The organism is Curtobacterium flaccumfaciens, from assembly GCF_013359815.1.
GTDB lineage: Bacteria > Actinomycetota > Actinomycetes > Actinomycetales > Microbacteriaceae > Curtobacterium > Curtobacterium flaccumfaciens.
In genome coordinates, this window is record NZ_JABMCF010000036.1 from 354,391 (window position 1) to 370,055 (window position 15,665).

The window sequence follows — 15,665 nt, forward strand, 5'->3', positions numbered from 1 at the left end:
CTCCCGGCCGTGGTGTTGATCTGTGGACGACCGAGCGCCGCGACCCGCCCTGTGGAGGGCGAGCCGCGACGCCGGGGGTCAGGCGCGACCGACGGCCGCGCCGTCGTCGACCGAGGGGTCGTCCGCGTCGAGCACGGGCATGCTCGGCCGGACACGCTCGAGCGCCCAGAAGACGACGAGGCCCAGGCCGCACCCGATGAACCAGCTGTAGCTCGACAGCCACGGCAGCACGCCGAGTGCCGGGGGCAGGACCGCGCTCGCGACCGAGATCGCGCCGGTGACCACGAGGGTCCAGATGGCGTTCGGGTTGAACCCGCCGCGGTACCAGTACCGGGCAGTGCGGCTCGTGGAGTACATGTCGTCGATCGCGATGCGCTGCTTGCCGACGATGTAGTAGCCCGCGATGAGGATGCCGAACAGCGGGCCGATCAGCGCACCGAGCACCCCGAGCGTGTACAGGATCGCCTGGTCGTTGCCGTACCAGTTCCACGGGGTGAGGAGCACGGAGCCGACCGCGGCGATCATGCCGCCGGCCCGCCACGAGATCTTCCGGGGTGCCACGTTCGAGAAGTCGAACGCGGGGCTGATGAAGTTCGCCACGATGTTGATGCCGACGGTCGCGGTGACGAACGTCAGGCCGCCGAGCAGGATCGCGAACGGGGCACCGATGGCCTGCACGGTCTCGATCGGGTCGGTGATGAGCTTGCCGAACACCGGCACCGTCGCACTGGCGCAGAGCACCGTCAGGACCGAGAAGAACAGGAAGTTGATCGGCAGTCCCCAGAAGTTGCCGCGCTTGACCGCGCGGAACGACCGGCCGTAGCGCGAGAAGTCCCCGAAGTTCAGCATCGGGCCGGAGAAGTAGCTGACCACCAGGGCGACCGCGGACAGCATCACCGGGATCGACGCCCCGAACGACAGCGGCTCGCCGACCGACAGGGTGAACGAGATGTTGCCGATGCCCGCCTGGCTGACCAGGTAGACCGCGAGCGCGATCATCACCACGTAGACCGCCGGACCGGCCCAGTCGATGAACCGCTTGATCGCCTCCATGCCCATCCAGAACAGCGCGCCCTGTGCCACCCAGAGGATCGCGTACGAGATCCACCCCAGGGCCGACAGCCCGAGGAACGAGTGGTCGAGCAGCCCCGCCGACGCCGGGATGAACTTGAGGAAGATGATGTTCAGCGACTGGGCGGCGAGGAAGGTCTGCACGCCGTACCAGGCCATCGCGATCAGGCCGCGGATGATGGCGGGGACGTTCGCGCCGAGCACCCCGAACACCGCGCGGTTGATCACCGGGTACGGCACACCGGTGCGCTGCGACGGCTTCGCGACCAGGTTGGCGAAGACCTGCACGATCAGGATGCCGACCACCAGGGCGATGAGCACCTGCCAGCTCGCGATGCCGAGGGCGAAGAGCGACCCGGCGGTGACGTAGCCGCCGACCGAGTGCACGTCGGACATCCAGAAGGCGAAGAAGTTGTAGCTCGTCCAGCGCTGCTCGCGCAGCGGGGCGAGGTCCTCGTTCGTGAGCGCCGGGTCGTACCCGGGCTTGACGACACCGGCGCCCGCTGGGGCGGGAGCGGCGGTCGTGGTGGGGGCGTGGGGCGCGGCGACTGGTGTCGCGATGTCGGTAGCCATGGCGTCCTCCGAGGGAGTGGGAAGCGGGGCGGTGCGTGCTTGAGCACGAAGCTACGGAGCGACTTCGCCCCCGCCGTTTCCCTCGTGTAACGGTCGTGTGTCCCGCACCCCGTCCTGGAACGACCGTTCCGGGACGGTGGTCGAGACCGGCGCCGACCACTCCCGGTGCCGCGCGCGGAGCCGCGGTGCGGCTTGCCGCATCGATGGGCACCGACCCCGCACGGACCCCGCCCCGACCCGAGCAGCGGGGACCGCCGGTGGTACGAATCGACCATGAGCAGGGGAATCAGGATCGACCACGTGGGCGTCACGGTGCCGGACATCGACGCAGCCACGCAGTTCTTCGAGGCGGCGTTCGACGCCGTCGTCCTGTACGACATGCGGCGTCGTGACGAGACGCCGAACAGCAGTTCCGAGGCGCACGGCTACCTCGGCATCCCGAGCTCCATGGCGCAGGGGGCCATGCGGATGCTCGCGCTGCCGGAGGGGCCGGGGCTCGAGCTGTTCGAGTACCTGGGGCCCGAGCAGCGGAACGCCGCACACCCGTCCGACCTGGGGTGGCAGCACCTGGCGATGTACGCCGACGACCTGGACGCGACGCTCGCTCGGGTCGAGGCGGCCGGCGGTACCCGGAACTCCGACCCGCGCGACCTGCGTGGTGACGAGGCGGGTGCCGGCAACCGGTTCGTCTACACCCGCACGCCGTGGGGGTCGACGCTCGAGCTCGTCAGCTACCCGACGCCGCAGCCGTACCTGGTGTACGCGCCGCGGCCGAAGTGGGCGCCGTGGCCGATGCCCGACGACGTCTACCCGGTGCCGGCACCCGCCGTGCACTGACGACCAACCGCCGCACCGACCGACCAACACACCGACCGACAGACCGCCTCTCAGTGGCGGGGCACCTGTCCCGTCCGCCGCACGGCCCGTTCGAGCAGTTCGACGTCGATCCCGACGTGCTGCCGGGCGATCACGCCCGCCTCGGGCGCCCGCCCCGAACACACCGCGTCCACCAGCAGTTCGTGCTCGTGGAGCGCGCGGGTCTCCATCTCCGCCATGCCCTCGGCCGTGCCCCACAGGTGCGCCGGAGCGGCGATGGAGATCTGCGCCTCCAACCCGGCGAGCGCCGTCCGCAGGGCGTCGTTCCGCGCGGCGTCGATGATCGTCCGGTGCAGCACAGCGTCGGCCTGTTGCTTCTCGAGGCCTGAGGTGGCCTCGCGGAACACCTCGAGCCGTGCTCGGATCAGGGCGGCGTCCTCCGGGGTGACCCGTTCCGCGGCGGCCGTCGCGAGTGCCCCGTGCAGCAGCGCGATGGCATCGGCGGTGTCCTGGATCGCCTCCCACCGGGCGAGCAGCACCCGCCCGACCGCGTCCGATGAGCTGTCCGGCCACTCGGTGCGGACGAACGTGCCACCGCCCCGGCCTCGACGGGTCTCGAGCAGCCCCCGTTCGACGAGCCGGGCGATCGCACCGCGCACGGTGACCCGGGCGACGCCGAGCAGGCCGGCGAGTTCGCGTTCCGGCGGCAGGTTCGCGCCGGGCAGGTACTCGCCCACGGCGACGGCGGTCACGAGGCGGTCCTCGACCTCGTCGACGCGCGTCTCGGTCGCACGATCGGACACACGGACCCCCTTCGCGGTGTTAAGACCACGTTAAGGCAGCAGAAAAGGTATTGCGTGGGACCTTCTTCCGCTCCATGCTGACCCCCATGTCCAGCATCACCGAATCCACGATGCCGTTCCGCGACGGCGAGACCTGGTACCGGGTCACCACACCCGACACCCCGGTCGCCGGCGCGCTGCCCCTCGTCGTTCTGCACGGCGGGCCCGGCATGGCCCACGACTACCTCCGGAACCTCGCGGCCCTGGCCGACGAGACCGGCCGGACCGTCGTCCACCACGACCAGTTCGGCTGCGGCCGGAGCAGCCACCGCCCGGACGCCCCGGTCGACACCTGGCAGCCGCAGCTCTTCGTCGACGAGTACGCCGCCCTGGTCGAGCACCTCGGGCTCGGCGACCACCACGTCCTCGGGCAGTCGTGGGGCGGCATGCTCGGCGCCGAGATCGCCGTGCGGCAGCCCGCGGGCCTCCGCTCGCTGGCGATCTGCAACTCCCCCGCGTCGATGCAGCTCTGGGTCGACGGCGCCGCCGAGCTCCGCGCGCAGCTGCCCGCCGACGTGCAGGACGCCCTGACCCGGCACGAGACGGCCGGCACCGTCGACGACCCCGAGTACCTGGCGGCGACGCAGGTCTTCTACGAGCGGCACGTCTGCCGCGTGGTCCCGAGCCATCCGGACTTCGTCGACTCCGAAGAGCAGATGGAGCGCGAGCCGACGGTCTACCACACGATGAACGGCCCGAACGAGTTCCACGTCATCGGCACGATGCGCGACTGGACCATCGTCGACCGGCTCGACCGCATCGCCGTGCCGACGCTCGTCGTCGCCGGCGAGCACGACGAGGCCACGCCCGCCACCTGGGCGCCGTTCGTCGAGCGGATCGCCGACGTCCGGCAGCACGTCTTCCCCGGCGCGAGCCACTGCTCGCACCTGGAGCAGCCGGCGGAGTTCCGCCGGGTCGTCGCGGCCTTCCTGGCCGCGCACGACGACGCCTGACCCGGCCACCTTCGGTCTGGAGGCGCGGGACGGGCCCGCCCCGCGCCTCCCGGCAAGCAATCCCCACCCCCACCGCCGCACCCGTCCCTCCACCCGAAACGGAACCCGACATGTCGCAGCAGCACAGCGAGCTCTCCGCACAGCAGCAGCTCGAGGCCTACGGCTACAAGCAGGAGCTCAAGCGCTCCGTCTCCACCACCGACCTGCTCATCTACGGCCTGGTCTTCATGGTCCCGATCGCCCCGTGGGCGATCTTCGGGACCGTCTACAACGCCTCCAGCGGCATGGTGCCGCTGGTGTACCTCGTCGGCCTCGTCGCGATGATCTTCACCGCCCTGGCCTACGCGCAGATGGCGAAGTCGATCCCCCTCGCCGGCAGCGTGTTCTCGTACGTCGGCCGCGGCATCCACCCCACCGCCGGGTTCTTCGCCGGCTGGGCGATCCTGCTCGACTACCTGCTCGTCCCGACGCTGCTCTACGTGTTCGCCGCGGAGAGCATGGTCGGCATCTTCCCGGGCACGCCCCGCTGGCTGTGGGCGCTCGTGTTCGTCGCGATCAACACCGTCATCAACCTGGCCGGGGTGTCCTCGCTCAAGCTCGCGAACCGCATCTTCCTGCTCATCGAGCTCGTCTTCGTCGCGATCTTCGTCGTCATCGCCATCGTCGCGCTGACCGGTGGCACGATCCCCGACGCGTCGTTCGGCACCGAGCAGATCTGGGACCCGGCCAAGGTGTCGGCCCCGCTCATCGCCTCGGCCCTGTCGATCGCGGTGCTGAGCTTCCTGGGCTTCGACGGCATCTCCACCCTGTCCGAGGAGTCCACCGGCCGTCGTGGCGGAGCCGGCACGGCGATGATCCTGGCGCTCGTCATCGTGGCGTTCCTGTTCATCCTGCAGACCTGGCTCGCATCCGCCCTGGCCGCGGGGCGGGACTCGTTCTCGGACAGCGAGGCCGGCAACGCCTTCTTCACCATCGTCGAGCAGGCCTCGTCGAGCGGGTGGGCCACCGCGTTCTTCGCGGTCAACGTGCTCGCCGTCGGCATCGCGAACGCCATGGCCGCGCAGGCTGCGACGAGCCGCCTGCTCTTCTCGATGAGCCGCGACCGTCAGCTGCCCGCGTTCCTGCACAAGCTCAACGGGCGCCAGGTGCCGCAGAACGCGATCATCGTCGTCTCGGTGCTCTCCGCGATCCTCGTGCTGTTCTTCGTCGGGCAGATCGACACGATCTCGTCGCTCGTGAACTTCGGCGCGCTGTTCGGCTTCATGCTCCTGCACGTGTCCGTCTTCGTGCACCACGTCATCAAGGGGAAGTCGCGCAACTGGCTGCTGCACCTGGTCGTGCCGCTGGTCGGGTTCCTGATCATCGGGTACGTCCTGCTCAACGCCGCGGTCGAGGCGAAGGTCGGCGGGATCATCTGGCTGATCGTCGGCGCGGCCGTGTTCCTGTACTACCGACGCACCGGCCGTTCCACCGAGGTCGGCTCCGAAGCAGAACCGACGACGGAGGACGCCCGATGACCCCGGACCACTTCCTGCCGAACACCCTCGGCCGCCCCGGGTTCTCGGCCGACCGGGAGCCCGTGCTGCGGGTCCGTCCCGGCACCGGCGAGACCATCGGGTTCGAGACCACCGACGCCGTCTACGCCGAACTCGACCAGCACCACGACATGGCGCAGCTGCAGGCACCGATCAACCCGGTGACCGGCCCGGTCTTCGTCGAGGGGGCCGAACCCGGCGACACCCTCGTGGTGACCATCCACGCCATCGAGCTGACCACGCACGGGTGGTCCGTGTCCCTGCCCGGCTCCGGGGCCCTGCAGCACGTCATGGGCGACCGGGTCTTCGCCCGCCGCTGCCCGATCTCGGACGGCACGGTGCAGGTGTCCGACCGGCACCGGTTCCCCGTCCGGCCGATGATCGGGTGCATCGGGACGGCCCCGGCCGAGGGCGAGAACTCGACGATCATGCCGGCCTACCCGGAGGGCGGCAACATGGACGTCACCGAGGCCCGCCCCGGCTCGACGGTGTCCCTGCCCGTCCGGGTCCCCGGTGCGCTGCTGTCGATCGGCGACATCCACGCGCTCATGGCCGAGGGCGAGTCGTCGTTCGTCGCCATCGAGGCCCAGGGCACCGCGATCGTCTCCGTCGACCTGGTCAAGGGCGGCCCGGTGCTCCGCGCACCCCGCATCGAGACCGCCGACGACTGGCTGTTCGTCGGCCTCGGCGACCCCGTGCAGGAGAGCATCCGGCGCGGGTACGAGGACGCCTTCGCGTTCCTGGTCGACGAGCACGGCTGGACCGCCGAGGACGCCTACGCGGTGCTCAGCGCGGTCGGTGACTCGAAGCTCGGCGGGCCGACCGGCTCCACCGCCCCGGACCCGTTGCACCCCTTCGCCGCCGTCGGCGCGGTCACCCTGCACCGGGTGCCGAAGGCGGTGCTGTGAGGGTTCATTGATGCGGGTTCCCGGTACGGCTGTCGTGCCGGGAACCTGCACAGGCGTGTGCACGATGATGGGCGCATGCACGACACCATCCGCTACGTCGCGATCGGCGACAGCTTCTCGGAGGGCATCGGCGACGCCGGACCCGCTCCGTTCCCCGGCTGGACTGGACGACTCGCGAGCGCGATGGCGGCAGCCTCGGACGCCCACGTCTCGTACGCGAACCTCGCGGTGCGCGGCCGACTGCTCGCCGGGGTCCTCGACGGTCAACTCGAGGCCGCGCTCGCGCTCGACCCGGCGCCGACCCTCATCACCTTCTGCGCCGGCGGCAACGACCTGCTGCGCCCGCGCTTCGAGGTGGACGCGCTGATCGGGCAGGTCGAGGCCGCCGCCGGCCGCGTCGAGGCCACCGGGGCGCGCCTGGCGCTCCTCAGCCCGGCCGACCCGAGCGCCCGCCTGCCCCTCGGTTCCCTGATCAACCGCCGCGGTGACGCCTGGGCCGAGGCGCTCGGCACCCTCGCCCGACGCCGCGGTCTGCCGTTCGTCGACGTCTCCCGCGACCCGCACCTGCGCCGTGCGGAGTTCTGGTCGGACGACCGGCTGCACATGAACGCCACCGGGCACCAGCGCGTCGCGGACCTGGCGCTGCACGCGGTCCTGGACGGCCCTGCGCCGGTCGAGCCCGCGGACCCCGGTACCGCTCGGACCCGTCTGGGCGAGGAACTCCGCTACTACCGCGAGTACGTCCTGCCGTGGGTCCAGCGCAGGATCACCCGCACATCGTCGGGCGACGGACGCTCGGCGACCTACCCGACGTGGACGCCGGTGCGCGGTCAGGACGCGTAGCCAGCGTCAGCCCGCGACGTACACGCGGGTGGTGACCCCGCTCAGCGCGTGCGCGAACTCGTCGCCCGTCGCCACGAAGCCGCCCGCCTCGTACAGCCGCACCGCCCGGTCGTTGTCGCCGAGCACGTGCAGCACGACGCGGGGGTGTCCGCCAGCCCGGGCGTCGTGCACCGCCTCGGACAGCAGCGACCGTCCGACCCCGCGAGCCTGCACCCCGGGCCGCACCGCGAGCAACGACAGGTAGGCGGCGTCCGCCGGGTCCGTCGACCGGCCGGTGCCCGGTGCCGTCACGAGCACGAAGCCGTCGACCGCACCGTCCGGGCCGGGGGCCACCAGCCAGGCGACGTGCTCCGCCGCGAACTTCTGCCGCGCGCGCTCCCGCACCGCCGGGTCCTCGGCGGCACCGTCACGGGCAGCCACGGCCGCGGCCCACAGGTCGATGCAGGTGTCGGTCTCGTCCGGGGTCGCAGGACGCACGACCACGGACGACTCGATCACCCGATCAGCCTACGACCGCCCGGCTCCCGATCCTGAACGACGCCCCACGGTGCTCGTCGGGCAGCCGGTCCCCGCGGCCGTGCAGCTTCTGGCGGAGCGACCCCGGCTCGTACTCCTCCGGGTAGGCCCCACGGGCACGGAGCTCCGGGATCACGAACTCGATGACGTCCTCCCACGTGCCCGGGGTCACCGCGTACGCCAGGTTGAAGCCGTCGACGTCGGTGAGCTCCTGGATCTCCTGCAGCCGGTCGGCGATGGTCGCTCCCCCGCCGACCGCCACCGGGCCGAGTCCGCCGATCGCCGTCTGCCGTGCCAGGTCACGGATCGTCCACTTCGACCCGTCCTCCCCCGTCGCTGCCGCGATGTTCGCCGCCGCCGACTGGATCGCGTTCGACTCGACGTCACCGAGGGGCTGGTCCGGGTCCCACTGCGACAGGTCGACGCCCATCCAGCCGGAGTTGAGCACCAGCGCACCGAGCTCCGACGCGTACGACAGGTAGTCCTCGTACTTCGCCTGGGCCAGCTCGTCGGTGGCGTCCGTGATCACGGTGAGCAGCGTGTAGACGCGGGCGGCGTACCGGTCGCGACCAGCTGCCTCCAGGGCGTCCCGGACCTTCGCGACGGTCGACGCGAGCTGCTCGACGGTCGGTGCGCCCACGAAGACGGCTTCCGCGTTCTCCGCGGCGAAGCGGATGCCGCGCGGTGACGCGCCCGCCTGGTAGATGACGGGCGTGCGCTGCACGGACGGTTCGGACAGGTGGATGCCCGGCACGTCGAAGTGCGTGCCGTGGTGCTCGATCGGGTGCACCTTCTCCGGGTCCGTGAAGACCCCGGCTTCGCGGTCGGCGACGACGGCGTCGTCCTCCCACGAGCCCTCCCACAGCTTGTAGAGCACCTCGAGGTACTCGTCCGCCACGTCGTACCGGTCGTCGTGCGACAGCTGGTCGGTCTGGCCCATGTTCCGTGCGGCACTCGGCAGGTACCCGGTGACGACGTTCCAGCCGACCCGGCCCTTGGTCAGGTGATCGAGCGTCGACATGCGTCGGGCGAACGGGTACGGGTGCTCGTACGCGGTGCCGGCCGTGATGCCGAAGCCCAGGTGCTCGGTCACCGACGCCATCGCCGACACGAGCAGGATCGGGTCGTTCACCGGCACCTGCGACCCGGTGCGGAGCGCGGCCTCGTTCGAGCCGCCGTACACGTCGTAGGTGCCGAGGACGTCGGCGATGAAGATGCCGTCGAACGCCCCGCCCTCGAGCGTCTTCGCCAGGTCCGTCCAGTAGGTCAGGTCGCGGTAGTCCCGCGATCGGTCGCGGGGGTGCCGCCACAGTCCGGAGGACTGGTGCGCGACGCAGTTCATGTCGAACGCGTTGAAGCGGATCTGCCGGTGCTCGCTGCTGGTGGTCACGGATCGAGACGCTACGTCGGACACCTGCGACCGTCACGGATCGTGACGAAGCGTGACGGTCGCCTCCGGCACCGGCCTGGAGGCCCGCCCCGCATCCGTCACGTCACCCGCGGCGGGCGCGTGGCCGGTTCCAGGGCTCAGGCGCGGTCGTGGAGCGTGACGTGGTAGCCGTCGGGGTCGGCGAACGTGAACGTCCGACCGAAGGGACCGTCGATCGGCGCCGAGACGATGCGGTGGCCGTCGGCGACCAGCGCGTCGTGGATCGCCTGCACGTCCGTTGCGTGCAGCCAGACCGCGGCGCCGACGCCGGGCTGCGCCACCGCGTCGAGGTCCGTGCCGGGCACCAGGTCGCGCAGGGCGAAGGCGATCGGCGTGGTCTCGAACACGACGGCGTGGGGCGGGCCGGCCTGCGAGCGGACGAGGCCGAGGTAGCGCTCGTAGAACGCCTGTGAGGCGTCGAGGTCGCGGGTCTGCAGGGAGATGAAGTCGGGGCCGGTGACGGGCATGTGGTGCTCCTTCGGTTCGTGTCAGTCTTCTGACACAGCACAAGCTATGTCAGACTACTGACATGCGTCAAGACGACACCGGCATCCACCTCGAGACGTCGATCGGCTACCTGCTCAAGGAGACGGCGAGCGCCCTCCGGGCGTCGATGGAAGCCGTGCTGCGCCCGCTCGGCATGACGGTGACGCACTACTCCTGCCTCGAACTGCTCGCACAGCGCCCCGGCCTGTCGAACTCCGAGCTCGCACGAGGAACCTTCGTCACCCGGCAGTCGATGAACGTGCTGCTGCAGACCCTGGAGCGGGACGGCTTCGTCACCCGCGCCACCGAGCCGTCGGTCGGCAAGGCGCTCCCCACGCAGCTGACCGACAGCGGGCGACGGAGCCTGGCGCAGGCGAGTGCGGCGATCCGCGGGGTCGAGCAGCGGATGCTCGCCGATCTGAGCGCCGACCAGCAGACCGAGGCACGTCGGATCCTGCGGAGCATGGTGACGTCGCTCCGCAGTCAGGGCGCGTAGCGCACCGAAGCGGCGTCCTTCGGTGCGTACCGATCCTCGAAGTCACGCTCGTTGGGGACCCACACATCTCGCCAGAGCGCATCGTGCCTGCGCCCGAGCGCACGATCACGAGCCGTGCCCCGACACACCGCCGTGTCGAGGTCGACGTCACACCAGATGCTGACGTCGAGGTGCGGGAGCGCCTCGGGGTGGAAGAGTCCGATCAGGTCGACGATCAGGACGTCCGTCCGCGGCAGCGGCTCGGCCGGGCCGAGGGCTCGCACCGACCAGTCGAACCGCTGGAACGTGCTCGCACGACCGGCTCGGTGCGGTTCGAGCACCGACGACACCAGACGGGGACGATCGACGCCGTCCCAGTCGGCCGACCGCTGATGGGACCGAACGGGGTCGAGGAAGTCGTCGCCGCGGATGCGGACCGCGCCGGGGAGCCCCTCGACGAGGGTGCGCGTCAGCGTCGACTTGCCGGATCCGCAGTAGCCGGAGACACCGACGACGATCGGTGCACGGGCCGAGGCGCGGCGGGACGCGACAAGGTCGATGACGCCGTCGCGGTCCATCGGGCAAGCGTACGAGGTCGATGACGGTGCACCGGAGTTCGTAGGCTGAGCGGATGGACGTCGCACTGCGGGACAGCACCACCGAGGACCTCGAGTGGCTCGTCGAGCTCCGAGCCGTGGTGCTGCGCGACGACCTGATGCGCCTCGGGGTGTTCGACGAGACGCGCGTCCGACAGCGCCTCCGCGACGCGTTCCAGCCGCAGCTGACCCGCATCGTCGTGGTCGACGGTCGCGACGTCGGGTCGATCACCGTGCGGGTCGAGGACGACGTCCGCTGGGTAGAACACTTCTACCTCGCGCCCGACGTCCAGGGGCGTGGAGTCGGGTCGACCGTGCTGCGCGCCGTCCTCGACGAGCCCCACGAGGGTCCGACGCGGCTCAACGTGCTGGTGGGCAGCCCGGCTCGCCGACTCTACGAACGACACGGCTTCGTGCTCGACACCGACGACGGCGTCGACGTGTTCATGACGCTGCGGGCCGCCGATCGAGCACCCCACGGAGTGCACTGAGCTGCTCGTCGACCACGTCGGCCATCCGGCGCTCGGACGGTCCGGTGAGCCAGGCCTCGAGGGCCAGGTGGAACAGCATCACGGTCGTCTCGGCGATGACCGCCGCCTCAGACGGATCGAGCCCGCGGTGGGCGAAGGCCTCGCGCACCGCGTCCGTCAGGTCGGCACGCTTCCGGGCGTCGCGCTCCCGGAGCGACGACTCGGACAGCACCAGCCGCCGCACCGAGCCGACCTCGGCGTGCCGCCCCTCGAACCGCTCGTCGGCGACGGCGCGGAGGCCGTGCACGACGATGTCGAGCGGGTCGATCCCGGCCGGTGCACCCTGGATGGCGGCCCGGGCGAGGTCGGGGATCTCGTCACCGGCGAAGATCACCTCGCGCTTGTCGGCGAAGTACCGGAAGAAGGTGCGGGTCGTCAGGCCGGCCCGTGCGGTGATCTGCGGCACGGTCGTCGCCTGGTAGCCCTGCTCGGCGAAGAGCTCGAACGCCGCTCGCTCGAGTCGCCCTCGGGCATCCGGAGACCAACGCATGGGTCCACAGTAGTGGTGATGACACGTCGTGTCATGATTGACTGGGCGATGACACGTCGTGTCATGACTCACTTCGAGCAAGAGATCGGGACACCATGTCGCCATCGGGCAACGCAGCACTCTGGACCACGTCGACCGGGCGGTTCGCCGTCGGGCCCGCCACGGTCCCCCAGCCCGGGCCCGGCGAACTCGTCGTCCGCGCCGAGGCGGTCGCCGTCAACCCGGTCGACGCCGTCGGCGGGCTCTTCCGGCACCTGGTGTTCCCGAAGCTGCGGTTCCCCGCGGTCCTCGGGTCGGACGTCGCCGGCACGGTCGTCGCGATCGGCCCGGACGTCGAGCGCTTCCGCGTGGGCGACCGGGTCGTCGGGCACGCCGCGGGGCAGGAACAGCACCGGAACAGTGCTGCCGAAGGCGCCTTCCAGCACCTGGTCCTGCTGCTCGACCGTGTGACGACCCCGGTTCCGGATGCCCTGCCCGCCGAGCAGGCAGCGGTCCTGCCACTCGCCGTCTCGACCGCCGCGGCAGGGCTCTTCGAGCCGGATCAGCTCGCGCTGTCGCTCCCGACGGCCGACACGTCCGAGCGCCCCGGGGTCGTCCTGGTGTGGGGCGCGTCCACGAGCGTCGGCGCCAACGCCGTCCAGCTCGCCCGGGCCGCCGGCTACGCCGTGATCGGCACCGCATCGCCGAAGAACCACGGGTTCGTGCAGGACCTCGGGGCCGAGGCCGTGTTCGACTACCGCGACGACGGTGCCGCACGCCGCATCCTCGAGGCACTCGCCGACCGGGAGCTCGTCGGCACCCTCGCCTTCGGCCAGGGCTCACTGACCCGGACGCTCCCGATCGTCCGGGCAGCCACCGGCTCCAGTCGGCTCGCGTCGGCGTACCCGACACCGGTGACGGCGATCCGTGCGCGGCTCGAGCGCCGACACGGGGTCCACGTCACCGCGATCTGGGGCGGCCGCCCGACTGAGTCCGAGGTCGGCCCCGCGATCTACCGCGATTTCCTGCCCGAAGCGCTCCGCACCGGGAGGTACCGCGCCACCCCGACCGCGTCCGTCGTCGGATCGGGACTCGCCGCGATCCCGGACGCCCTCGCCGAACTCCGCGCCGGTGTCTCCGCCCGGAAGCTCGTCGTCACGCTCCCCTGAGCGACTTCGCGTACCAGCGGTCGGAGTACGGGTCGTCGTTGAACGGCGCCACCCGGGCGAAGCCGAGCCGTTCGTAGAGCGCACAGGCCTCGGCGAGCTCAGCGCGGGTGTCCAGCCGCAGCGACGTGATCCCGCGTCCCCGGCAGACGTCCTCGACGTGGCGCAGGAGCGCCGAACCGACGCCTCGGCCGCGGTGCTCCGGCAGCGTGAACACCTTCGTCAGCTCGCCGACAGCACCCACGAAGCGCACGCCGGCGCAGGCGACAGCGGCTTCCCCTTCACTCGCGACGACGAACACCCCGGAGTCCCCCTGCAGGTCGTCGTACGGCTCCTCGTCGAGCGCCCGGTCGACCTCGGCCGGCGTCGCCGCCCGCCCGTACCACCGCGACGCGACCTCCGTCAGGTAGGCCCGCACGATCGCGTCGGCCCGGCCTGCGCCGGGTCGCTTCGTCTCGAAGGTCATCGCGCCCTTGAACAGGCATACCATTCAAGCCCTCCGGGGCCTGGTCGGCGACCAGCTGCGGACGGGAGGCGCGGGGCGGGCCCGCAACGGGCCTCCCGGTCGGTCGGTGGTCGCGATCGCGAGCCGCAGCTGGCTCAGCGGGCCGCGGTCGCCTCACGCGCGGCGGCTTCCGCCGCGACCCAGGCGAGCATGCCGCACTTGACGCGCATGACGAACTTCGAGACGCCGTGGAAGGCGATGAGGTCCTCGAGGACGTCCTCGTCGGGCTCACCGACACCGCGCGAGCGCATCATGGTGCGGAACTCCTCGGTCAGTGCGAGGAACTCGGGCACGGTGCGGCCGACGGCCATGTCGGTGAGGACCGATGCCGACGCCATCGAGATCGAGCAGCCGTCACCCTGCCAGGCGAGTCCGGCGATACGGTCGGTGCCGGGTTCGAGCCGCAGGCTGACCGTGATCTCGTCGCCGCACGTGGGGTTCCGCTCGAAGTGCGAAGCATCCGCGTCGGGCATCGCACCGTCGCCGTGCCGCGCCTTCGCGTGGTCGAGGATGACCTGCTGGTACAGGCTGTCGAGGGCGTTCACGCGGTCGCTCCGAAGTAGTCGCGGATCTCGGCGACGGCTGCGAGGAACCGGTCGACGTCGTGCTCGGTCGTGTACACGTACGTGCTCGCCCGGCTCGTGGCGACGAGGCCGAGCCGGCGGTGCAGGGGCTGGGCGCAGTGGTGGCCGGAGCGCACGGCGATGCCCTGCGCGTCGAGGTACTGCGAGACGTCGTGGGCGTGCACGCCGTCGACGTCGAACGCGACCAGGCCGGAGCGCGGGACGCCGGCGGGCGGGCCGACCAGGCGGATGCCGGGCACGGCGGCGAGACCGTCGAGCATCCGGCGGGCGAGGTGCTCCTCGTGGGCGCGGACGCGTTCCATGCCGATGCCCTGCAGGTAGCGGACGGCCTCGGCGAGGGCGACCGCCTGGGACACGGGCTGCGTGCCCGCCTCGAACCGCTCGGGCGCCGGCATGAACTCGGAGCCCTCCATCGTCACGGTGGTGATCATCGAGCCACCGGTGCGGAACGGCGGCAGGGCGTCGAGCAGCTCCGCACGGCCCCAGAGCACGCCGATGCCGTTCGGGCCGAGCATCTTGTGCCCGGAGAACGCGGCGAAGTCGACCCCGAGCTGCTGCACGTCGAGGGGACGGTGCGGCGCGGACTGGCAGGCGTCGAGCACCACGAGGGCGCCGCGCGCGTGGGCGAGGCCGACGACCTGCTCGACGGGGGCGATCATCCCGGTGACGTTCGAGACGTGCGAGAACGCGACGACCTTCGTGCGGTCGGTGATCAGCGCCGCGGCGTCGTCGGCGGTCCAGGTGCCGTCGTCGGCGACCGGGACCCAGCGCAGGGTCGCTCCGGTCAGTGCGGCGAGCTCCTGCCACGGGACGAGGTTGGCGTGGTGTTCGGCCTCGGTCACGAGGATCTCGTCACCGGTGCCCAGGCGGAAGCGCTCCGCGTCGGCACCGCCGCGGCCGCGGCTGGCGTTGGCCATGCCGTAGGCGACGAGGTTGAGGGCGTCGGTGGCGTTCGCGGTCCAGACGACCTCGGTCGGGGCGGCGGCACCGATGAAGCCGGCGACGGTGGCGCGGGCGTCCTCGTAGGCGTCGGTGCTGAGCGCCGCGAGCGTGTGCGCACCGCGGTGGACGGCGGCGTTGTCGTGTTCGAGGAACCGGCGCTCGGCGTCGAGGACCTGGCGCGGGCGTTCAGCCGTCGCCCCGGAGTCCAGGTACGCCAACGGCTGCCCGTTCACGTCCTGCGCGAGGATCGGGAAGTCCCGCTTGATCGCCTCGACCTCGGTCTCGGTGAGCGGCTGGTTCGGCGCCACGACTGTCACGTCTCGTCCTCCTGGTGCTGCTGTCCGGAGCAACCCGTCCATGGTGTCCGTTGTTCCCGACCACGTCCAGTCGGCACGGCGACGGCCCAGGACCACGCCGGGTCCTGGG

General features: G+C 71.4%; 18 protein-coding genes. 8 read left to right on the plus strand and 10 right to left on the minus strand.

Annotated features, from left to right (window positions below):
• Positions 1–78: 78 nt before the first annotated feature.
• Positions 79–1,644, minus strand: coding sequence for an NCS1 family nucleobase:cation symporter-1 (locus HP445_RS09850; RefSeq protein ID WP_128780924.1), 1,566 nt, complete (start codon positions 1,642–1,644; stop codon positions 79–81).
• Positions 1,645–1,917: 273 nt separating this feature from the next.
• Here HP445_RS09850 and HP445_RS09855 point away from each other — a divergent pair, with 273 nt between their 5' ends.
• Positions 1,918–2,481 carry a VOC family protein gene (locus HP445_RS09855; RefSeq protein WP_128780922.1) on the plus strand — a complete coding sequence of 188 codons (564 nt, stop codon included), beginning with the start codon at positions 1,918–1,920 and terminating at the stop codon, positions 2,479–2,481.
• A 50-nt stretch (positions 2,482–2,531) separates the two neighbouring features.
• On the opposite strand, the gene HP445_RS19170 is transcribed toward HP445_RS09855, so the two are convergent.
• Positions 2,532–3,263 (minus strand): FadR/GntR family transcriptional regulator, encoded by a 732-nt coding sequence (locus tag HP445_RS19170; RefSeq protein WP_071405070.1) that lies wholly within the window; start codon positions 3,261–3,263, stop codon positions 2,532–2,534.
• An 86-nt stretch (positions 3,264–3,349) separates the two neighbouring features.
• Here HP445_RS19170 and HP445_RS09865 point away from each other — a divergent pair, with 86 nt between their 5' ends.
• From HP445_RS09865 to HP445_RS09880, 4 genes are all read left to right on the plus strand, one after another.
• Positions 3,350–4,255, plus strand: a complete 906-nt coding sequence (locus tag HP445_RS09865; protein WP_241660436.1) for a proline iminopeptidase-family hydrolase — start codon at positions 3,350–3,352, stop codon at positions 4,253–4,255.
• A 110-nt stretch (positions 4,256–4,365) separates the two neighbouring features.
• Positions 4,366–5,772 (plus strand): APC family permease, encoded by a 1,407-nt coding sequence (locus HP445_RS09870; RefSeq protein WP_111032075.1) that lies wholly within the window; start codon positions 4,366–4,368, stop codon positions 5,770–5,772.
• The gene (locus HP445_RS09875) at positions 5,769–6,698 is read left to right on the plus strand and encodes an acetamidase/formamidase family protein (protein WP_128780920.1); all 930 of its coding nucleotides are present in this window, start codon (positions 5,769–5,771) and stop codon (positions 6,696–6,698) included. The genes HP445_RS09870 and HP445_RS09875 overlap by 4 nt, the downstream gene beginning before the upstream one ends.
• A gap of 75 nt (positions 6,699–6,773) precedes the next feature.
• Complete coding sequence (locus HP445_RS09880; protein ID WP_217499819.1) at positions 6,774–7,541, plus strand: SGNH/GDSL hydrolase family protein; 768 nt, start codon at positions 6,774–6,776, stop codon at positions 7,539–7,541.
• Between the two features lie 6 nt (positions 7,542–7,547).
• On the opposite strand, the gene HP445_RS09885 is transcribed toward HP445_RS09880, so the two are convergent.
• The 3 genes from HP445_RS09885 to HP445_RS09895 form a co-directional block, all read right to left on the minus strand.
• Positions 7,548–8,039, minus strand: coding sequence for a GNAT family N-acetyltransferase (locus HP445_RS09885; protein WP_128780919.1), 492 nt, complete (start codon positions 8,037–8,039; stop codon positions 7,548–7,550).
• A 4-nt stretch (positions 8,040–8,043) separates the two neighbouring features.
• Entirely contained in the window at positions 8,044–9,447 is a 1,404-nt protein-coding gene (locus HP445_RS09890) for an LLM class flavin-dependent oxidoreductase (protein WP_206647621.1), read from the minus strand.
• Between the two features lie 137 nt (positions 9,448–9,584).
• Positions 9,585–9,953, minus strand: coding sequence for a VOC family protein (locus tag HP445_RS09895; RefSeq protein WP_111032077.1), 369 nt, complete (start codon positions 9,951–9,953; stop codon positions 9,585–9,587).
• Between the two features lie 62 nt (positions 9,954–10,015).
• Between HP445_RS09895 and HP445_RS09900 the strand changes: the two genes are divergently transcribed.
• Positions 10,016–10,468: a MarR family winged helix-turn-helix transcriptional regulator gene (locus HP445_RS09900; protein WP_128780918.1), complete on the plus strand. Its 453-nt coding sequence runs from the start codon at positions 10,016–10,018 to the stop codon at positions 10,466–10,468.
• On the opposite strand, the gene HP445_RS09905 is transcribed toward HP445_RS09900, so the two are convergent.
• Positions 10,456–11,025, minus strand: coding sequence for a uridine kinase family protein (locus tag HP445_RS09905; RefSeq protein ID WP_128780917.1), 570 nt, complete (start codon positions 11,023–11,025; stop codon positions 10,456–10,458). The genes HP445_RS09900 and HP445_RS09905 overlap by 13 nt on opposite strands.
• A gap of 53 nt (positions 11,026–11,078) precedes the next feature.
• Here HP445_RS09905 and HP445_RS09910 point away from each other — a divergent pair, with 53 nt between their 5' ends.
• On the plus strand, positions 11,079–11,534 hold the full coding sequence (locus tag HP445_RS09910; RefSeq protein WP_128780916.1) for a GNAT family N-acetyltransferase: 456 nt from the start codon (positions 11,079–11,081) through the stop codon (positions 11,532–11,534).
• Here the strand turns inward: HP445_RS09910 and HP445_RS09915 are convergent.
• On the minus strand, positions 11,488–12,063 hold the full coding sequence (locus tag HP445_RS09915; RefSeq protein WP_128780915.1) for a TetR family transcriptional regulator: 576 nt from the start codon (positions 12,061–12,063) through the stop codon (positions 11,488–11,490). The two genes, HP445_RS09910 and HP445_RS09915, sit on opposite strands and share 47 nt — an antisense overlap.
• Before the next feature lie 95 nt (positions 12,064–12,158).
• On the opposite strand from HP445_RS09915, the gene HP445_RS09920 reads away from it, so the two are divergent.
• A complete protein-coding gene (locus HP445_RS09920; RefSeq protein WP_128780914.1) occupies positions 12,159–13,211 on the plus strand; it encodes a zinc-binding alcohol dehydrogenase family protein in 1,053 nt (350 codons plus the stop codon).
• Here HP445_RS09920 and HP445_RS09925 read toward each other — a convergent pair.
• The 3 genes from HP445_RS09925 to HP445_RS09935 form a co-directional block, all read right to left on the minus strand.
• Positions 13,198–13,698 carry a GNAT family N-acetyltransferase gene (locus tag HP445_RS09925; protein WP_206647620.1) on the minus strand — a complete coding sequence of 167 codons (501 nt, stop codon included), beginning with the start codon at positions 13,696–13,698 and terminating at the stop codon, positions 13,198–13,200. The genes HP445_RS09920 and HP445_RS09925 overlap by 14 nt on opposite strands.
• A gap of 110 nt (positions 13,699–13,808) precedes the next feature.
• The gene (gene sufU / locus HP445_RS09930) at positions 13,809–14,258 is read right to left on the minus strand and encodes a Fe-S cluster assembly sulfur transfer protein SufU (protein WP_111225273.1); all 450 of its coding nucleotides are present in this window, start codon (positions 14,256–14,258) and stop codon (positions 13,809–13,811) included.
• Positions 14,255–15,547 (minus strand): aminotransferase class V-fold PLP-dependent enzyme, encoded by a 1,293-nt coding sequence (locus HP445_RS09935; protein WP_128781084.1) that lies wholly within the window; start codon positions 15,545–15,547, stop codon positions 14,255–14,257. The genes sufU and HP445_RS09935 overlap by 4 nt, the downstream gene beginning before the upstream one ends.
• Positions 15,548–15,665 lie beyond the last annotated feature (118 nt).

Coding starts and splice junctions, on each gene's coding strand:
- HP445_RS09850 (WP_128780924.1), bottom strand. CDS start 1,644: ATGGCTACCGACATCGCGACACCAGTCGCCGCGCCCCACGCCCCCACC.
- HP445_RS09855 (WP_128780922.1), top strand. CDS start 1,918: ATGAGCAGGGGAATCAGGATCGACCACGTGGGCGTCACGGTGCCGGAC.
- HP445_RS09865 (WP_241660436.1), top strand. CDS start 3,350: ATGTCCAGCATCACCGAATCCACGATGCCGTTCCGCGACGGCGAGACC.
- HP445_RS09870 (WP_111032075.1), top strand. CDS start 4,366: ATGTCGCAGCAGCACAGCGAGCTCTCCGCACAGCAGCAGCTCGAGGCC.
- HP445_RS09875 (WP_128780920.1), top strand. CDS start 5,769: ATGACCCCGGACCACTTCCTGCCGAACACCCTCGGCCGCCCCGGGTTC.
- HP445_RS09880 (WP_217499819.1), top strand. CDS start 6,774: ATGCACGACACCATCCGCTACGTCGCGATCGGCGACAGCTTCTCGGAG.
- HP445_RS09895 (WP_111032077.1), bottom strand. CDS start 9,953: ATGCCCGTCACCGGCCCCGACTTCATCTCCCTGCAGACCCGCGACCTC.
- HP445_RS09900 (WP_128780918.1), top strand. CDS start 10,016: ATGCGTCAAGACGACACCGGCATCCACCTCGAGACGTCGATCGGCTAC.
- HP445_RS09905 (WP_128780917.1), bottom strand. CDS start 11,025: ATGGACCGCGACGGCGTCATCGACCTTGTCGCGTCCCGCCGCGCCTCG.
- HP445_RS09910 (WP_128780916.1), top strand. CDS start 11,079: ATGGACGTCGCACTGCGGGACAGCACCACCGAGGACCTCGAGTGGCTC.
- HP445_RS09915 (WP_128780915.1), bottom strand. CDS start 12,063: ATGCGTTGGTCTCCGGATGCCCGAGGGCGACTCGAGCGAGCGGCGTTC.
- HP445_RS09920 (WP_128780914.1), top strand. CDS start 12,159: ATGTCGCCATCGGGCAACGCAGCACTCTGGACCACGTCGACCGGGCGG.
- HP445_RS09925 (WP_206647620.1), bottom strand. CDS start 13,698: ATGGTATGCCTGTTCAAGGGCGCGATGACCTTCGAGACGAAGCGACCC.